The sequence below is a fragment of the Pseudoponticoccus marisrubri genome (genome assembly GCF_001482405.1).
Taxonomy (GTDB): Bacteria; Pseudomonadota; Alphaproteobacteria; order Rhodobacterales; family Rhodobacteraceae; genus Pseudoponticoccus; species Pseudoponticoccus marisrubri.
Genome location: NZ_LPXO01000008.1, coordinates 63,143 through 78,387, shown reverse-complemented (window position 1 = coordinate 78,387; position 15,245 = coordinate 63,143). Strand labels below are relative to the sequence as shown.

General features: G+C 69.6%; 16 protein-coding genes. 8 read left to right on the top strand and 8 right to left on the bottom strand.

Annotation, left to right across the window (positions count from 1 at the left end; all coding sequences use genetic code 11):
- Positions 1-33 precede the first annotated feature (33 nt).
- Positions 34-963 (bottom strand): restriction endonuclease, encoded by a 930-nt coding sequence (locus AVJ23_RS13945; RefSeq protein ID WP_058862818.1) that lies wholly within the window; start codon positions 961-963, stop codon positions 34-36.
- Positions 964-1,075: 112 nt separating this feature from the next.
- Here AVJ23_RS13945 and AVJ23_RS13940 point away from each other — a divergent pair, with 112 nt between their 5' ends.
- The 6 genes from AVJ23_RS13940 to AVJ23_RS13915 all read left to right on the top strand — a co-directional run bounded on the left by AVJ23_RS13940 (position 1,076) and on the right by AVJ23_RS13915 (position 6,960).
- On the top strand, positions 1,076-2,014 hold the full coding sequence (locus tag AVJ23_RS13940; protein WP_058862817.1) for a fatty acid desaturase family protein: 939 nt from the start codon (positions 1,076-1,078) through the stop codon (positions 2,012-2,014).
- Positions 2,011-2,901: a CPBP family intramembrane glutamic endopeptidase gene (locus tag AVJ23_RS13935; RefSeq protein WP_058862816.1), complete on the top strand. Its 891-nt coding sequence runs from the start codon at positions 2,011-2,013 to the stop codon at positions 2,899-2,901. Before AVJ23_RS13940 ends, AVJ23_RS13935 begins: the two co-directional genes overlap by 4 nt.
- A 73-nt stretch (positions 2,902-2,974) precedes the next feature.
- Complete coding sequence (gene accD / locus AVJ23_RS13930; protein ID WP_058862815.1) at positions 2,975-3,913, top strand: acetyl-CoA carboxylase, carboxyltransferase subunit beta; 939 nt, start codon at positions 2,975-2,977, stop codon at positions 3,911-3,913.
- Positions 3,910-5,184, top strand: coding sequence for a bifunctional folylpolyglutamate synthase/dihydrofolate synthase (locus AVJ23_RS13925; RefSeq protein WP_058862814.1), 1,275 nt, complete (start codon positions 3,910-3,912; stop codon positions 5,182-5,184). Before accD ends, AVJ23_RS13925 begins: the two co-directional genes overlap by 4 nt.
- A 197-nt stretch (positions 5,185-5,381) precedes the next feature.
- Positions 5,382-6,011 carry a rhodanese-like domain-containing protein gene (locus tag AVJ23_RS13920; RefSeq protein ID WP_058862813.1) on the top strand — a complete coding sequence of 210 codons (630 nt, stop codon included), beginning with the start codon at positions 5,382-5,384 and terminating at the stop codon, positions 6,009-6,011.
- Between the two features lie 28 nt (positions 6,012-6,039).
- Positions 6,040-6,960, top strand: coding sequence for a LysM peptidoglycan-binding domain-containing protein (locus AVJ23_RS13915; RefSeq protein WP_058862812.1), 921 nt, complete (start codon positions 6,040-6,042; stop codon positions 6,958-6,960).
- 116 nt (positions 6,961-7,076) lie between these two features.
- On the opposite strand, the gene zapE is transcribed toward AVJ23_RS13915, so the two are convergent.
- Positions 7,077-8,132, bottom strand: coding sequence for a cell division protein ZapE (gene zapE / locus AVJ23_RS13910; RefSeq protein WP_058862811.1), 1,056 nt, complete (start codon positions 8,130-8,132; stop codon positions 7,077-7,079).
- Between the two features lie 156 nt (positions 8,133-8,288).
- Here zapE and AVJ23_RS13905 point away from each other — a divergent pair, with 156 nt between their 5' ends.
- On the top strand, positions 8,289-9,533 hold the full coding sequence (locus AVJ23_RS13905) for an MFS transporter (protein WP_058862810.1): 1,245 nt from the start codon (positions 8,289-8,291) through the stop codon (positions 9,531-9,533).
- 15 nt (positions 9,534-9,548) lie between these two features.
- Here the strand turns inward: AVJ23_RS13905 and AVJ23_RS13900 are convergent, their stop codons facing one another.
- The 6 genes from AVJ23_RS13900 to AVJ23_RS13875 are packed head-to-tail and all read right to left on the bottom strand — an operon-like array spanning position 9,549 to position 13,981.
- The gene (locus tag AVJ23_RS13900) at positions 9,549-10,472 is read right to left on the bottom strand and encodes an alpha/beta fold hydrolase (protein ID WP_084794582.1); all 924 of its coding nucleotides are present in this window, start codon (positions 10,470-10,472) and stop codon (positions 9,549-9,551) included.
- On the bottom strand, positions 10,469-11,377 hold the full coding sequence (locus tag AVJ23_RS13895; protein WP_058862809.1) for an ornithine cyclodeaminase family protein: 909 nt from the start codon (positions 11,375-11,377) through the stop codon (positions 10,469-10,471). The genes AVJ23_RS13900 and AVJ23_RS13895 overlap by 4 nt, the downstream gene beginning before the upstream one ends.
- Complete coding sequence (locus AVJ23_RS13890) at positions 11,374-11,994, bottom strand: HAD family hydrolase (protein WP_058862808.1); 621 nt, start codon at positions 11,992-11,994, stop codon at positions 11,374-11,376. Before AVJ23_RS13890 ends, AVJ23_RS13895 begins: the two co-directional genes overlap by 4 nt.
- Positions 11,991-12,449, bottom strand: a complete 459-nt coding sequence (locus tag AVJ23_RS13885; protein ID WP_058862893.1) for a YaiI/YqxD family protein — start codon at positions 12,447-12,449, stop codon at positions 11,991-11,993. The genes AVJ23_RS13890 and AVJ23_RS13885 overlap by 4 nt, the downstream gene beginning before the upstream one ends.
- Positions 12,450-12,492: 43 nt before the next feature.
- Positions 12,493-13,323 (bottom strand): S-formylglutathione hydrolase, encoded by an 831-nt coding sequence (fghA, locus tag AVJ23_RS13880; protein ID WP_058862807.1) that lies wholly within the window; start codon positions 13,321-13,323, stop codon positions 12,493-12,495.
- A 43-nt stretch (positions 13,324-13,366) separates the two neighbouring features.
- The gene (locus tag AVJ23_RS13875) at positions 13,367-13,981 is read right to left on the bottom strand and encodes a TetR/AcrR family transcriptional regulator (RefSeq protein ID WP_058862806.1); all 615 of its coding nucleotides are present in this window, start codon (positions 13,979-13,981) and stop codon (positions 13,367-13,369) included.
- Between the two features lie 247 nt (positions 13,982-14,228).
- On the opposite strand from AVJ23_RS13875, the gene mbfA reads away from it, so the two are divergent.
- Positions 14,229-15,203 carry an iron exporter MbfA gene (gene mbfA / locus AVJ23_RS13870; RefSeq protein WP_058862805.1) on the top strand — a complete coding sequence of 325 codons (975 nt, stop codon included), beginning with the start codon at positions 14,229-14,231 and terminating at the stop codon, positions 15,201-15,203.
- The last annotated feature ends 42 nt before the right edge of the window (positions 15,204-15,245 follow it).

The window sequence follows — 15,245 nt, the reverse complement described above, 5'->3', positions numbered from 1 at the left end:
GGCGCGGGTGGCGTCAATCGCAGCCCGCCTCCGTCAGGCAAGCCCTTCGTCGAAATAGGCCTCGTCGATCTGCTTGATATGCAGCACGGTCCGGTCGCGGCAGCCCACGTCATGCGCGATCATCAGGCGGGCCAACTGGGCGCCGTCGATCAGCACGATGCGAGAGCCCAGATCCCGCGTGGTCTGCCGCGCCCAAGCGGTGAAATCCGAGGTGGTCACGAAGATCCCCTTGGTGGCCTTGCGGATGTTCAGCGCGCCGAAGAAATCGCGGATCTCGCCGGCGCCCACGGCGTTGCCGGGGCCATAGCGCTTGGCCTGCAGGTAGATCTGGTCGACGCCCAGCGGGTCCTGGTCGATCACGCCATCGACGCCGTTATCTCCTGTTCGCCCCAGTGCGCGGCCGGCATCCTCGGTGCTGCCGCCATAACCCATCGCGAGCAGCAGATCGACGATCAGCTGCTCGAAGAAGGCCGGCGAGGCCTGCCGCACGTTCTCCAGCAATGCCGCGCTCAACGTCTCTTCCAGCCGGGCATGGGCGGCCAGCAGCGACTCGTCCGGCGTGTCATCGCTGTCTGCTTCGGGCGCGGCCGGACCCTCGGGCGGTGTCCCGTCAACTGTGTCACTGCGGCTGCGGGTCTTGAAGGCGTTGAACGCGTCGAATTGCGACAGGTAGGCAGTGTCGATGCGGGCATCGCTTTCCAGCGCCTGCCGTCCCAGCTCGGTCAGTTCGAACCAGCCGCGCTTGGTGTTCCGCACAAGGCCCGCCTGCTTGAGATAGGTGCGCGCCCAGTGGACCCGGTTGGCGATCACGGTCTGCTTGCCGCTGGGCAGGCGCCGCTGCCGGTCTTCCGCATCAAGGCCGAGCCGGTCGGTGATCTCGTCCACGACATCACCGATCTTGCGGGGGCCGGGCCGGGCGCTTTCCAGCACCGGGCGCATCAGGGTCTGGTAATCTGGGATCATGCAGCCTGTCCGGTCGTCCATGTCGATGCGCCGACGGTAAGAGGGCGCTGCCGGATTTGCAAAGCCGCCATCCGCGTTGACAGCTCACGGGTGCGTCCCGAAGAATGGGCGCATGACACCGGGCAAGGCATACCTGTCCAGCGAGGAGATTCGCGCCCTGTCGGGCCGGTCGGACCTGTGGGGCGTGGGCCTGCTGCTGCATTGCTGGGGGCTGATCTTCGGGGCGGTGGCGCTGTTCCATCTCTGGCCCAACCCGCTGAGTTTCCTGCTGGCGGTCATGGTCGTGGGCTCGCGTCAGCTGGGCCTGGCGATCCTGATGCACGAGGCGGCGCATAACGCGCTGTTTCGCACGCCGTGGCTCAATGCATGGGCGGGCGAGTGGCTTTGCGGGCGGCCGATCATCGCCGATCTGCCGGAGTACCGCCATTACCACCTGCGCCACCACCGCTACACCCAGACCGAGCGCGACCCCGACCTTGTCCTGTCGAAGCCGTTTCCGACCACACGCGCCTCGCTGCGGCGCAAGCTGGTCCGCGACATCACGGGGCAGACCGGGCTGAAGCTGCGCGCCGCGCAGGTCATGTTCGCCTTCAAGATGGCCGGCGACACCGAGGGTGCCACCAGCCAGGATCTTGCGCAGGCCTTTGCCGGGCCGGTGCTGCTGCGCGCCGTGCTGGCCAACGTGGTGCTGTTTGCGCTGTTCTGGGCCGTGGGCGCGTGGTGGACGTGGTTCGCCTTGTGGTTGCTGCCGCTGCTGACATGGTTCCAGATGGTGCTGCGCATCCGCAATATCGCCGAACACGGCGCGGTGGCCTTCTCGGACGATCCGCTCAAGAACACGCGCACCACGCTGGCCGGCCCGCTGGAGCGGCTGTTCCTGGCGCCCTACTGGGTCAACTACCATCTCGAACATCACCTGGTGATGCATGTGCCCGCCTATCGCCTGCCGCGGCTGCACGCGCTGCTGCAGGCCAAGGGGCTGGGCGCCCGGATGACCGTGGCGCGCGGCTATGGCCAGGTGCTGCGGCAGGCTTCGGCCCGGACCGCATGAGCTATGACCGCCACGCCCTGATGACCGATCCGGCGCGCCCCTCGGCCGAGCTCTGGCGGCTGGGGCTGGGGTTGATCGTGGCGCTGGCGGTGATGTTCGGGCTGGCACGCGGCATCGTGGCCATGCTGCGCACGCTGCTCGACCCCGACCGCTATCTCGAGATCGTGGCCCAGCTGGACCGCGCCGACACGCCGCTGGGCCTGTTGGGGCTGCTGGTCCTGATGGGGGCCATGGGGGCAGGCACGGTGGTCGCGGCCGAGATGATCCACAAGCGCAGTGCGGCCAGCCTGATCGGCCCGCCGGGCCTTGCCCTGCGCCAGTTCGCCCGCGTGGCGCTGGCCCTGCTGCTGCTCAACGGTGCGGTGGCGCTGCTGCCGCCCTGGCCGCTGTCGCAGGCGACCGAGCCGGGGCTCGACCCGCGGCTGTGGCTGGCACTGCTGCCGCTGACCCTGCTGGGGCTGGCCATCCAGACCGGCTCGGAAGAGCTTCTGTTCCGCGGCTACCTGCAATCCCAGCTGGCCGCGCGGGTGGCGCATCCGGCGGTGTGGATCGGCCTGCCCTCGGCGGCCTTCGCGCTGGGCCACTACGCGCCGGGCACCTATGGCGACAACGCGCTGACCATCGCGGCCTGGAGCTTTGGCTTCGGCGTCGCCGCTGCCGACCTGACGGCGCGCGCGGGCACGCTGGGCCCGGCCGTGGCGCTGCACATGGTCAACAATTTCATCGCCATGGCGCTGGTCTCGTTGCAGGGCGACATGTCGGGGCTGGCGCTCTACCGCTTTGCCTTCGGGCCCGAGGATGCCGCGGCCGTGGCGGCGCTGCTGCCCGCGGACCTGGCCATGATCGGGCTGTCCTGGCTGGCTGCACGGGTGGCGCTGCGGCGCTGAGGCGCCGCCCCCGATTGCATTTCCCCGGCCGCTTCCATATGTCTCGCGCACGCGTCGCAACAGCAGGTCCCGCATGAACTGGATCACCAACTACGTCCGCCCCCGCATCAACTCGATCTTTTCGCGCCGCGAACTGCCCGAGAACCTCTGGTCGAAATGCGACGATTGCGGCACGATGCTCTTCCACCGCGAGATCAGCGACAATCTCAGCGTGTGCACCAATTGCGGCCACCACATGAATATCACGCCGCGCGACCGTTTCCTGTCGCTCTTCGACGGCGGCGTTTTCTCCGAGGTGGCGGTGCCCGACCCGGTCGCCGACCCGCTGCATTTCCGTGACCAGAAGCGCTATCCCGACCGGATGCGCGCGGCGCAGAAATCCAGCGGCGAGAAGGAGGCGATGCTGGTCGCCACGGGCGAGATCGGGCGCACGCCCATCGTCGCCGCGGCGCAGGATTTCAGCTTCATGGGCGGCTCCATGGGCATGTATGTCGGCAACGCGATCATCGCCGCCGCCGAAGAGGCGGTGCGGCTGGGCCGTCCGCTGGTGCTGTTCTCGGCCGCCGGCGGCGCGCGCATGCAGGAGGGCATTCTCAGCCTGATGCAGATGCCGCGCTCGACCGTGGCAATCCAGATGCTCAAGGAAAAGGGCCTGCCCTATATCGTGGTGCTGACCCATCCCACGACCGGCGGGGTCACCGCCTCCTACGCGATGCTGGGAGACGTGCAGATCGCCGAGCCGGGGGCGCTGATCTGCTTTGCCGGCCCGCGCGTGATCGAGCAGACCATCCGCGAGAAGCTGCCCGAGGGGTTCCAGCGCGCCGAGTACCTGCTGGAGCATGGCATGTTGGACCGCGTGACCGACCGCCGCAAGCTGCGCGAGGAACTGATCGTGATGACGCGGATGCTGATGCAGATGCCGCCCGCCACATGGGGCGACCTGCCGCCGCCGGGCCCCGAGGAGGGCGCGCAGGACAGTGCCAACGGTCAAGACGCGGCCAAGCCCGAATGAGCGCAGCCGGCTCGGATGTCATCCTGCAACGGATGATGTCGCTGCATCCCAAGGTGATGGATCTCGTGCTGGACCGGGTCTGGCGGCTGCTGGACGCGCTGGACAACCCTCAGGACGCGCTGCCGCCCGTGATCCATCTGGCCGGCACCAATGGCAAGGGCAGCACGCAGGCCATGCTGCGCGCCGGGCTGGAGGGGGCGGGGCACCGCGTGCATGCTTATACCTCGCCGCATCTCGCGCGGTTCCACGAACGCATCCGGCTGGCCGGCACGCTGATCTCGGAGCCTGCGCTTACAGAGGTGCTGGACGAATGCGCCGCGGCCAATGGCGGTGCGCAGATCACCTATTTCGAGATCACCACCTGCGCCGCGCTGCTGGCCATGTCACGCGTGCCGGCCGAGTTCACGCTGCTGGAGACCGGGCTGGGCGGCCGTCTGGACGCGACCAACGTGGTGGCCCGGCCCGCGCTGACCGTCATCACGCCGATCTCGATGGATCACGAACAATACCTTGGCGACACGCTGGCCCTGATCGCCGGCGAGAAGGCCGGCATCCTGAAACGCGGCGTGCCCTGCGTGGTCGCCCCCCAGCCCGATGCCGCGCTGGAGGTGATCGAGGACCGGGCCGCCCGGCTGGGCGCACCGCTCATGGTGCATGGCCAGCACTGGCACGTGGCCGAGGAACGCGGGCGCATGGTCTACCAGGACGAAAGCGGCCTGCTGGACCTGCCGCTGCCCAACCTGCCCGGCGCGCACCAGGTGCAGAATGCCGGCACCGCGCTGGCGGCGCTGCGCGCGCTGGGGCAGGGCGAGGCGGCCTTCGAGGCCGCGGTGACACGCGCCGATTGGCCCGCGCGGATGCAGCGCCTGCGCGAGGGCCCGCTGGTCGCCGCCGCGCCCGAGGCCGAGCTCTGGCTGGATGGCGGGCACAACCCGGCCGCCGGGCAGGCGCTGGCGGCGCATCTGGCGCGGCTGCCCGAGCGGCCCACGCATCTGGTGTGCGGCATGCTGAACACCAAGGATGCGCGCGGCTTCCTGCGCCCGCTGGCCGGGCAGGCCCGCAGCCTGACCGCCGTCTCGATCCCGGGAGAGACGGCGACGCTGCCCGCCGACGAGACCGCGCGCCTTGCGGCCGAGGTCGGGCACGACACGCAGACCGCCCCTGACGTGGCCGGCGCCATCCGCCGGATCGTGGCCGAGGAGCCGCAGGCGCGCATCCTGATCTGCGGTTCGCTCTACCTGGCCGGGGCCATCCTGCGCGAGAACGGCTGAACACGGGCCGGCCGCCACCGGGCAAGTCGCGAAAAAGACTCGCAATTTTGAAATGAATGCGAACCGGATTGTCTTTTCCGACGAAACGAATCACTTTTTCTTGACTGATTCGTCAAAAACCTCCAATATTTAGTGCAAAAGAGCCCGAATTACACTCTGCCGTGTCGGGACTCACCGGATCTTGGGGGACTTCTACGATGATGCGCCATATGCGCAGCGCCTTGGCGCTGGCCATCTGTCTTGTTGCCACGGCCCTGCCGGCGCAGGATGTCCGGATCACGCCGGATCAGGCCTCCCGCGCGATCGATGTGAACGGCCGGACCATCGTGATCGAGCGGATCCAGGACACGGCGCATCGGCTGACCCCGGAATTCACCAAGACTTCGCGGCCCTGCCCGCCCTTCTGCATCCACCCGATCGCCGCGGCCGAGGGCGTGGCCACCGTGGGCGAGATCGAGGTGATCGACTTTCTCGACCAGAAGGTGGCTGCCGGCACGGGGCTGCTGATCGACAGCCGGGTGCCGGAATGGCACGCCAAGGGCACGATCCCGGGCGCGGTCAACGTGCCCTTCGTCACGCTGGAGCCCACCAACCCCTATCGCGACGAGATCCTGCAGGCGCTGGGCGCGCGCAAGCAGGGCGCGGGCTGGGATTTCTCGGGCGCGATGGAGCTGATGCTGTTCTGTAACGGCCCGTGGTGCGATCAGAGCCCGCGCGCCATCCGCAACCTCACCGCGACGGGCTATCCGCCGTCCAAGCTGCATTACTACCGCGGCGGCATGCAATTGTGGATGCTGCTGGGCCTGACCGTCCAGAGCCCGGCCTGACCGGCCGACGGGCAAGAGGAGACGCGCGATGATCCGCCTCATTCTGCTGGGAACGGCCTTTGTCGGCATCACCGCCGCGCTGCTGATCTTTCAGCCGGGCCTGTCCGCGCAACGTGACGAGCCGGGCACGGTCACCGGGGTGACCCGCGCCGCCTCGGACCTGACCGCGATCGGGGACCCGATCACCGATCCCGCCCCGGCCCCTGCGACGGTCCGGCCGGCGGAGCCGTCCACCGCACCCGCGGCCGACGACCTGTCCCGCGGCGTGCTGGCAGCGCTCGCCGCCGGGACAGACCTGCCCGACCCGGCCGCGCCCCCTTCGGCCGGGTCGGGCGCTGACCGCATGGCGGCGCTGGCCGATGCGCTGGCGCAGTCGCGGGCGCAGGATGACCAGCTGGCGCGCACCACCCAGAGCCTTCTGGCCGAGCTGGGGCCCGAGGCCGCCACCGGTCAGGATCTTGCGCTGCAGGACATGACGCAGGACGTGCTGGCCGGGCTGGGCGCGCTCAAGCCGAAATCGCAAGGGCTGGACACGCTGGTCGTGCAGGCGCTGCGCGAGGGGCAGTCCGACGCCTACCTGGATGCGCTGCTGAACGAGGCGCGCACCGACGGGCGCATCGCGGTGCCCGAGGCGCTGATCACCTCCGAGGGGCGGGTCGATACGCAGACGCTGCTGGCCACGCTGGTTCAGCGCTCGGTCGCGGCCGGGGCCGGCGACGCGGCCGATCCCGCGCTGACCGCGGGCCTGACCGCCGAGGCGACACGCCCGCCCGCCGTCACCCGCCCGCAAAGCTATGTCGTGCAGCCCGGCGACAGCCTCGCCGCCATCGCCTACCGCTTCTACGGCGAGACGGCGCTGCACACCCGCATCTTCGAGGCCAACCGCGACCGGGTCGCGGCGCCCGACCGTATCCGCATCGGCCAGACCCTGACCATCCCGGCACTCTGAAACGGCCGACCCCGAGACTTCACGCAGGCAGACAGACAATCGAGCATAACAACAACACTTGGGGGTCGGTTTTCCGACCCCTTCCTTTGTCGCCCGATGAGTTGAACTGACCCCGCTCAGCCGCCCCAGTCGGCGGCCTGCATCTCGCGCAGGCGGCTGGCGGTGCGCTCGAACTCGAAACTGCCCGCCCCTTCGACATAGAGCATCTCCGGCGCGGCCGCGGCGCTGGCCACCAGCGCCACGCGAGCCTCGTAAAGCGCGTCGATCAGCGTGACGAAGCGCTTGGCCTCGTTGAAATTGTGGCTGCCCATCTGCGGGATGTCCTCGAGGATCAGCACCCGCAGTACCTCGGCGATCTTGAGGTAATCCGCCGGCCCCAGCGGCCGCGCGCAGAGATCGTAGAAGCTGGCCCGCGCCACCCCGTTATGAAAGCGCGGCAGCTCGACCTGCCGGCCCTTCACGTGCAGGACCAGCTCTTCCTCCTGCCCGTGGCTCAGCTCCTCCCACAGGGCGTCGATCTTCGCGCGGGCCTCGGGGCCCGAGGGGGTGAAATAGACCTGCGTGCCCTGCAGCCGGTCCTGCCGGTGATCGCGGTCCGAGGCCAGCTCGCGCACCTCAAGCCGCTCCTCTATCAGCTCGATGAAGGGCAGAAAGAGCTGCCGGTTCAGCCCGTCCTTGTACAGGTCGTCCGGCACCCGGTTCGAGGTGGTCACCACCACGCAGCCTGCCGCAAACAGCCGTTCGAACAGCCGGCCCACGATCATCGCGTCGGTGATGTCGGTGATCTGCATCTCGTCGAAGGCCAGCACCCGCACATCGTCGCTGACCGCCTTGGCCACCGGCTTGATCGGATCCTCGACACCGTCCTTGCGCAGCCGGTGCATCTCGGCATGGACCTCCTGCATGAAGCCGTGGAAATGCACCCGCCGCGCCGGCACGCTCAGCGTCTCGACGAAGAGGTCCATCAGCATCGACTTGCCGCGCCCCACGCCGCCCCAGAGATACAGCCCCTTGGGCGGCTCGGGGGCCTTGCGAAAGAGCCCGCGGCGCGGCGGCTCGGCCAGCGCGGCGCGGATGCGTTCCAGCGCCGGCAGGGCCGCGATCTGCGCGTCGTCGGGCTTGAGCGCGCCCGCGGCGACGCGGGCATCATAGAGGTCTTGCACGGTGGTCATGCGCTTCCCTTATCCCGTCGCGCCGCGCTTGTGTAGGCCCGGCCGGGCGGAGCAGGGGCGCGCATAAGCCCTGCTGATCCGACGCATCAGCACTTCGAAATTGACGCCCCGCGCGCGCCGGGCCAAACGGGAGGCTTGAAACTCCGAGAGGCCCCGATGTCCGCCCGCACCCCGCTTCTGACCCCTGTCCTGCTGGTCGGCTGTGCCGTCCTGATCGTCTCCTTCTCGATCCGGGCAAGCTTCGGCGTCTTCCAGATCCCCATTGCCGAGCAGTTCGGCTGGCTGCGCGCCGAGTTCAGCATGGCCATCGCGGTGCAGAACCTGGCCTGGGGGATCGGCCAGCCGATCTTCGGCGCGCTGGCCGAAAAGATCGGTGACCGCCGCGCCATCGTGCTGGGGGCGCTGACCTATGCCGCGGGGCTCGTGCTGTCGAGCTTTGCCGTCTCGCCCGAGGCGCACCAGCTCTACGAGGTTCTGGTCGGCTTCGGCATCGCGGGCACCGGCTTTGGCGTGATCCTTGCCGTGGTCGGGCGGGCGGCCTCGGACGAGCATCGCTCGATGAGCCTCGCCATCGTGGCGGCGGCGGGCAGTGGCGGGCAGATCTTCGGCCCGCCGGTTGCCGAGTGGCTGCTGGGCATGATGGCCTGGAGCCAGGTCTTCCTGCTCTTCGCGGCGGCGATCGTGGCGGTGCTGCTGCTGCTGCCGCTGATGCGCGCGCCGGCCGCGCCCACGGTCGAACTGGAAGAGAGCATGGGCCGGATCGTCGGCCGCGCCGCGCGCGACCCGTCCTTCTCGCTGATCTTCATCGGCTTTTTCTCCTGCGGCTACCAGCTGGGCTTTGTCACGGCGCATTTCCCGGCCTTCGTGACCGAGATGTGCGGGCCGATCATGGCCGGCGGGATGCTGCACGGCATGGGGATCACCACCACCTCGGCGCTGGGGGCCGCGGCGCTGGCGGTGATCGGGGTGTTCAACATCGCCGGCACGCTGGGCGCCGGCTGGCTGGGCAACCGGCTGCCGCGCAAGCACGTGCTGGCAGGGATCTACGCCGCGCGCACCGTGACGGCCGCGGTCTTCATCCTGCTGCCGATCACGCCGGGCTCGGTCTTGGTCTTCTCGGCGGTGATGGGCACGCTGTGGCTGGCCACCGTGCCGCTGACCTCGGGGCTGGTCGCGCATCTCTACGGGCTGCGCTACATGGGCACGCTCTACGGCATCGTCTTCTTCTCGCACCAGCTGGGCAGCTTCCTGGGTGTCTGGCTGGGCGGGCGGTTCTACGACATCTACGGCAACTATACGCTGGTCTGGTGGATCGGCGTGGCCGTCGGCCTGCTGAGCGTGCTGGTCCACCTGCCCATCCGCGAGACGCGCCCCACGGCACCGCCCGCCGTCGCGGCCTGAGCCCGAGCCTGCGCCTCAGCCGGCCTGCAAGTCGCGCAGGGCGGCCGCGATCTCGGCGGCATGGGTATAGGGCAGCCCGTGGCCCGCGCCGTCGATCACCCTGTGGCGCGCATGGCGGTTCCACTGGGTCAGCATCCCCATGGCGCGCAGCGGGATCACGCGATCCTCGCGCCCCCAGATCGCGGCCACCGGCAGGCCGGTCTGGGCCACGGCACGGTGCTGCGCCTCCATCGGGTGGCGCAGCGTGCCGCGCAGCGCCGCCAGGACCGAGCGGACAAAGCCGCGCCGGTTCAGCTCGGCCAGCTGTCGCGTGCCGATGCCGTCAGTCTCGGCGCCAGCCTCGCGCGCGACGGCGCGGCGTGTCGCGGCGGGAAAGCCCATGTGGAACAGCCAGTCGCCGGCCAGCGGCCATTCCACCGCCCAGGCGGTGAGGCGGCCGGGGTCATGTGTCATGCCCGCAGGGGCCAGCAGGACCAGCCGGCGCAGCCGGTGTGCCTCCTCGGCGGCAAAGGCGGTGGCGATGGCGCCGCCCATGGAATAGCCGATCAGGGTGATATCCGCGTCCAGCCCCTCATGCGCCAGCAGCGCGCGCAGCTGGTCGGTGAAGAAGCGCGGCCCCTGCGGCCCGCGCGGCCGGCCCGAGTAGCCGCGCCCATAGAGGTCGTAGATCAGCAGCCGGTAACCCATTGCGACCAGCCGCCGCGCCAATGCCAGCCAGACGAAGGAGGGCGTGGTCAGCCCGTGCACGCAGACCGCCACCGGCCCCCGTTCGGGGCCCAGCCAGTCGTAATGGGTCAGCCCACCCGGCAGCTCGGCAAAGCGGCCCGGCGCCTGCGCCCTCAGCCGCGCGTCCACCGGGATACGGCGCCATTCGCGCAAACCGGGCAGGGCGGCCAGCCCGGCCCCGGCGAGCGTCGCGCCAAGGCCGGGGATGATCACTCGGCGCTCCAGCGCGACAGGATGTAGCGCGCGGTCATCAGGTCCAGATGCGCGCCGCCGCCATTCTTGAACAAAGTGATCTCGTCATCGCTGTCGCGGCGCATGGCGTCGGGCTCGTAAAAATCGGCCAGCACGGCGTCGCGCGACAGCACGCCCGAGGCCAGCGGGATCTTCAGCTCGCCGATATGGTCCAGCGTGGTGTCGCGGCTGTCCACGAAGACCCGCGCGCGGGCCAGCGCGGTATCGTCGGCCTCGCGCATGTCGGGGCGGTAGGCGCCGATCAGGTCCACATGGGTGCCGGGCGACAGCCACTCGCCGCGCAGCACCGGCTCGGTCGACATGGTGGCGCAGGTGACGATATCCGCCCCGGCCACCGCCTCGGCCAGGTCGGGGGCGAAGGTGATGCCCAGCTCCTCGGCCATCTTGCGCCCCGACGCCTCGGTCCGGTTCCAGACGCTGAACTCGGCCCCCGGGAAGCCCGCGGAATAGGCCGCATGCAGCGACCGCCCCACCGTGCCGGCGCCCACGATCAGGATGCGGCGGCTGTCGGGCCGGGCCAGCTTCAGCGCCCCGGCCAGACTGTCGCCCGCGGTCTTCCACTTGGTGACAAGGTGGAAATCGACCAGCGCCTCGAGCGCGCCATCGGCATCGCCAAAGAGGTTCACCGCGCCATGGATCATCGGCTTGCCATTCCCGGGGTTGCCCGGAAAGACCGTCGCCGCCTTGACCGCCAGCCCAAGCCCGTCGATCCAGGCCGAGCGGTTCAGCAGCGTGTCCTTGCCGCGATAGAGGAAGACGTCCGCGATCTCGGCCCGCGCCATGCGGTGGCCGGCCTCGAACGCCGCCACCAGCCCGTGCCAGTCCAGCCGCGCCTCGCCCTCGGCAAAGGGGATGATCTGTGTCATGTCGCCTCCTTCTCGGTCAGAAGGCCGGCCGCCACCAGCGTGTCGGCCCAGCCCTGCGGCCCGGTGAACAGGTGGGTCTTCCAGCCGCGCGCCCGGGCCATGGCGACATTCTCTTCCTTGTCGTCGGTAAAGATCAACCGGTCGGGGGCCAGCCCGGTCTCCTGCTCGAGGATCTCGTAGATCCGCGGCTCGGGCTTCATGACCTCCAGGTGCCCCGAGACGAAGGCCCGGTCGAACTCGGCGAAGAACGGGTAGGCGGCCGAAGCCACGGCGAAGGTGCCGACGCCGAAATTGGTCAGCGCGAAGACCGGCACGCCACGCGCCCGCAGCGCGCGGAGCAGGCGGACCGAGTGCGGGATCTCGGGCGAGGCCATCTCGAGCCAGTTGTCATGCCACATGCGGATCTCGTCGCGCCAGTGGGCGTGGCGGTCGGCGCAGCGATAGACCGTCTCGCGGAAATCGGCGCCGCGGTCGATCGCGTCGTTCATCTCCATCAGGTCGACCTCGGCGAACAGCGCCTGCCGCCGCTCGGGGCCGATGACCCGGTCGTAGAACCGCTCGGGCGACCATTCGATCAGGACCCTGCCGATATCGAACACCACCGCGTCCACGCTCATGCCCCGGCCTCCTTCGCAGCCTGTCTGAGGGCCCGGTCCAGCGCGTCGAGAAAGCGGCTGCGCTCGGCCTTGCCGAAACTCTTGCCGCCGCCCTGCCGGAACGGGTCGGCCGCGCGCAGATCCGCCATAAGATCGCGCATGGCCAGTTGCTGGCCGATATTGGCCTCGGTCAGGGCCGAGCCGTCGGGCCGCAGCACCTGCGCCCCCGCGGCCACGCATTTCGCGGCCAGCGGCACGTCGCTGGTGATGACCACGTCGCCGCGCCCGGCGCGCTCGGCGATCCAGCGGTCCGCCTCGTCGGGGCCTTCGGGGACGATCACGCTCTCGACCAGCGGATTGGGCGAGGGGCGGATGCCGCCATTGCTGACCATGTTCACCGGAACGCGGTGCCGCGTGGCGACGCGCTCGGCCTCGGCTTTGACGGGGCAGGCATCGGCATCGACGAAAAGCGTCATGCCCGCCGCGCCCCGCTTGTGCCTGTCGGGTTGCGCATCGGGCTCACCCGACCAGCGCCTCGGCATGGAAGCTCACGTGATCCTCCATGAAGCTCGAGACGAAGAAATAGGAATGGTCATAGCCCTTCTGCATGCGAAACACGCCCTCCTGCCGGCGGGCGGCCATGGCGCCGGCCAGCGCCTCGGGCTGCAGCAACTCAAGGAACTGGTCCGCGCCCCCCTGATCGATCAGCACCGGCCCGTCGAACCCGGTCTCGCGCATCATCAGCGTCGCGTCATGGCCGGCCCAGGTGGCCTCGTCCGCGCCCAGATAGGCGCCCAGCTGCTTGCGGCCCCAGTCGCTTTGCGTCGGGTGGGCGATGGGCGCGAAGGCCGAGACCGAGCGGTAGCGCCCCGGCAGCCCCATGGCCAGCGTCAGCGCGCCATGCCCGCCCATGGAATGGCCGCAAATTGCCTGCCGCTCCATGTCCAGCGGAAACTCGGCGGCCAGCAGCGCCGGCAGTTCCTCGGCCACGTACTCCCACATGCGGAAATGCGCGGCCCACGGATCCTGCGTGGCGTTCACGTAGAACCCGGCGCCCTGTCCCAGGTCGAAAGCGTCGTCATCGGCCACGCCGGCGCCGCGCGGCGAGGTGTCGGGAAAGACCAGCGCGATCCCGGCCTCGGCCGCCCAGCCCTGCGCCGCGGCCTTGGTCATGGCATTTTCATGCGTGCAGGTCAGCCCCGAGAGGTACCACAGCACCGGCACGCGGACATGGGCCGCATCCTCGGGCAGGAACAGGCCGAAGGTCATTTCGCAATCGCAGCTTTCCGAGCGATGCGCATGGACACCCTGCACGCCGCCGAAGGCGCGGTTCTCCGATAGGGTCTGCATCTGAAGTCCTCTTGGTCGTCGCATTGGGCCCCGCGGGCCCGGATCATGCGCCGTACCGTGCCATGAAGGTCTCGATGGCGCCATCCACAATCCGGGCGATCTCGGCTTCGGAAAAGCTGGTCTGCACGCCGAAGACCAGCTTGGGCCAGAGATCGGCCTTGCACATCTCGGCGAACTGGTCGGCGGCGAGGTCAAGATCCTCGGCCGCGATCTCGCCGCGGGCCTGCGCGGTGTGCAGGTAGTCGACCAGCGCCCGGCGCATGGTCATCGGGCCGCTCTGGTAGAACTGCCGGCCGAGATCGGGAAAGCGGTCCGCCTCGGCCACGCAGATGCGGAAGATGCGCTGCCCCATCTCCGAGGTGATGAAGGCCAGGAACCGCTCGGCCACCTGCCGCAGCACCGCGCGCGGCGGCAGCGAGGAATCCATCGCCACCGTCGCCTCGTCCGCCTGCCGGCGGCACTGGGCCGAGGCCACCTCCATGAAGAGCAGCCGCTTGTCGGGGAAATAGCTGTAAAGCGTTGCCTTGGAGACCCCGGCCTCGCGCGCGATATCGTCGACGCTGGCCCCCTCGAACCCGTCGCGCAGGAACACCGCCTGCGCGCCGTCCAGCACCTGGTCGAATTTGCGCCCCTTGCGGACGAGCGTCTCTGCGGTCATTGCGGCCCCTTCGCGTCCCTGGTGGATCATATACGGTCCCGTCCGGCCCCGGCAAGAAAAGGCATCCTGGCGCCTGCCGGCCCCTAGGGGCCGGCAATGGACTGAACCGTTCGGTACATATTGTGCCGGGGTGCGGCGCGCAATCGGGGCAAGCGGCCTGACCTCGCGACAGGGTGCGACACAGGCGCCCTTGCGGCCGCCGTGGCCATGCGTATTTTAGAATCATTCCAAACTGGAGCCTGCCCCGATGCGCTTCCTGCCCCAACGCCGCCGCTTCGATGACCTCAGCGAACAGGAGATCCTGGCGCTCGCCATCTCCTCCGAGGAGGATGACGCGCGCATCTACCGCAGCTATGCCGAGCGCCTGCGCGACGACTATCCCGACACCGCCCGCATCTTCGACGGCATGGCGCAAGAGGAAGACAGCCACCGCCAGCGGCTGATCGACTTGCACCGGAGCCGCTTCGGCGAGGTGATCCCGCTGATCCGGCGCGAACACGTGGCGGGCTACTATGCCCGCCGCCCGGTCTGGCTGATCGAGACGCTGTCGCTCGACCGGATCCGCGCCGAGGCCACCGCCATGGAACAGGAGGCCGAGCGCTTCTACCTCAAGGCTGCGCAGCGCGCGCAGGATGCCGCCACGCGCAAGCTGCTGGGCGATCTCGCCGCCGCCGAGGCCGGGCACCAGCATTCGGCGCAGCGGCTGGAAACCGAGGCGCTGGGCGGGGATGCCCGCGCCGGCGAGGACGAGACCGCGCGCCGCAAGTTTGTGCTGACCTGGGTGCAGCCGGGCCTGGCCGGGCTGATGGACGGCTCGGTCTCGACGCTGGCGCCGATCTTCGCCACCGCCTTCGCCACGCAGGACACCTGGACGACCTTCCTGGTCGGGCTGGCCGCCTCGGTGGGCGCGGGCATCTCGATGGGCTTCACCGAGGCCGCGTCCGATGACGGCGAGCTCTCGGGGCGCGGCTCGCCGGTCAAGCGCGGCATCGCCGCGGGCGTGATGACGACGCTGGGCGGGCTGGGCCATGCGCTGCCCTACCTGATCCCGCATTTCTGGACCGCGACCACCGTGGCGCTGGTGGTGGTGTTCATCGAACTCTGGGCCATCGTCTGGATCCAGAACCGATTCATGGACACGCCCTTCCTGCGCGCCACCTTCCAGGTCGTCTTGGGCGGCGCGCTTGTCTTCGCCGCCGGCGCCCTGATCGGCTCGGGCTGATCCGGCGGGCGGGCCGGCCTTCGGCCGGACGCTCGTGCATGC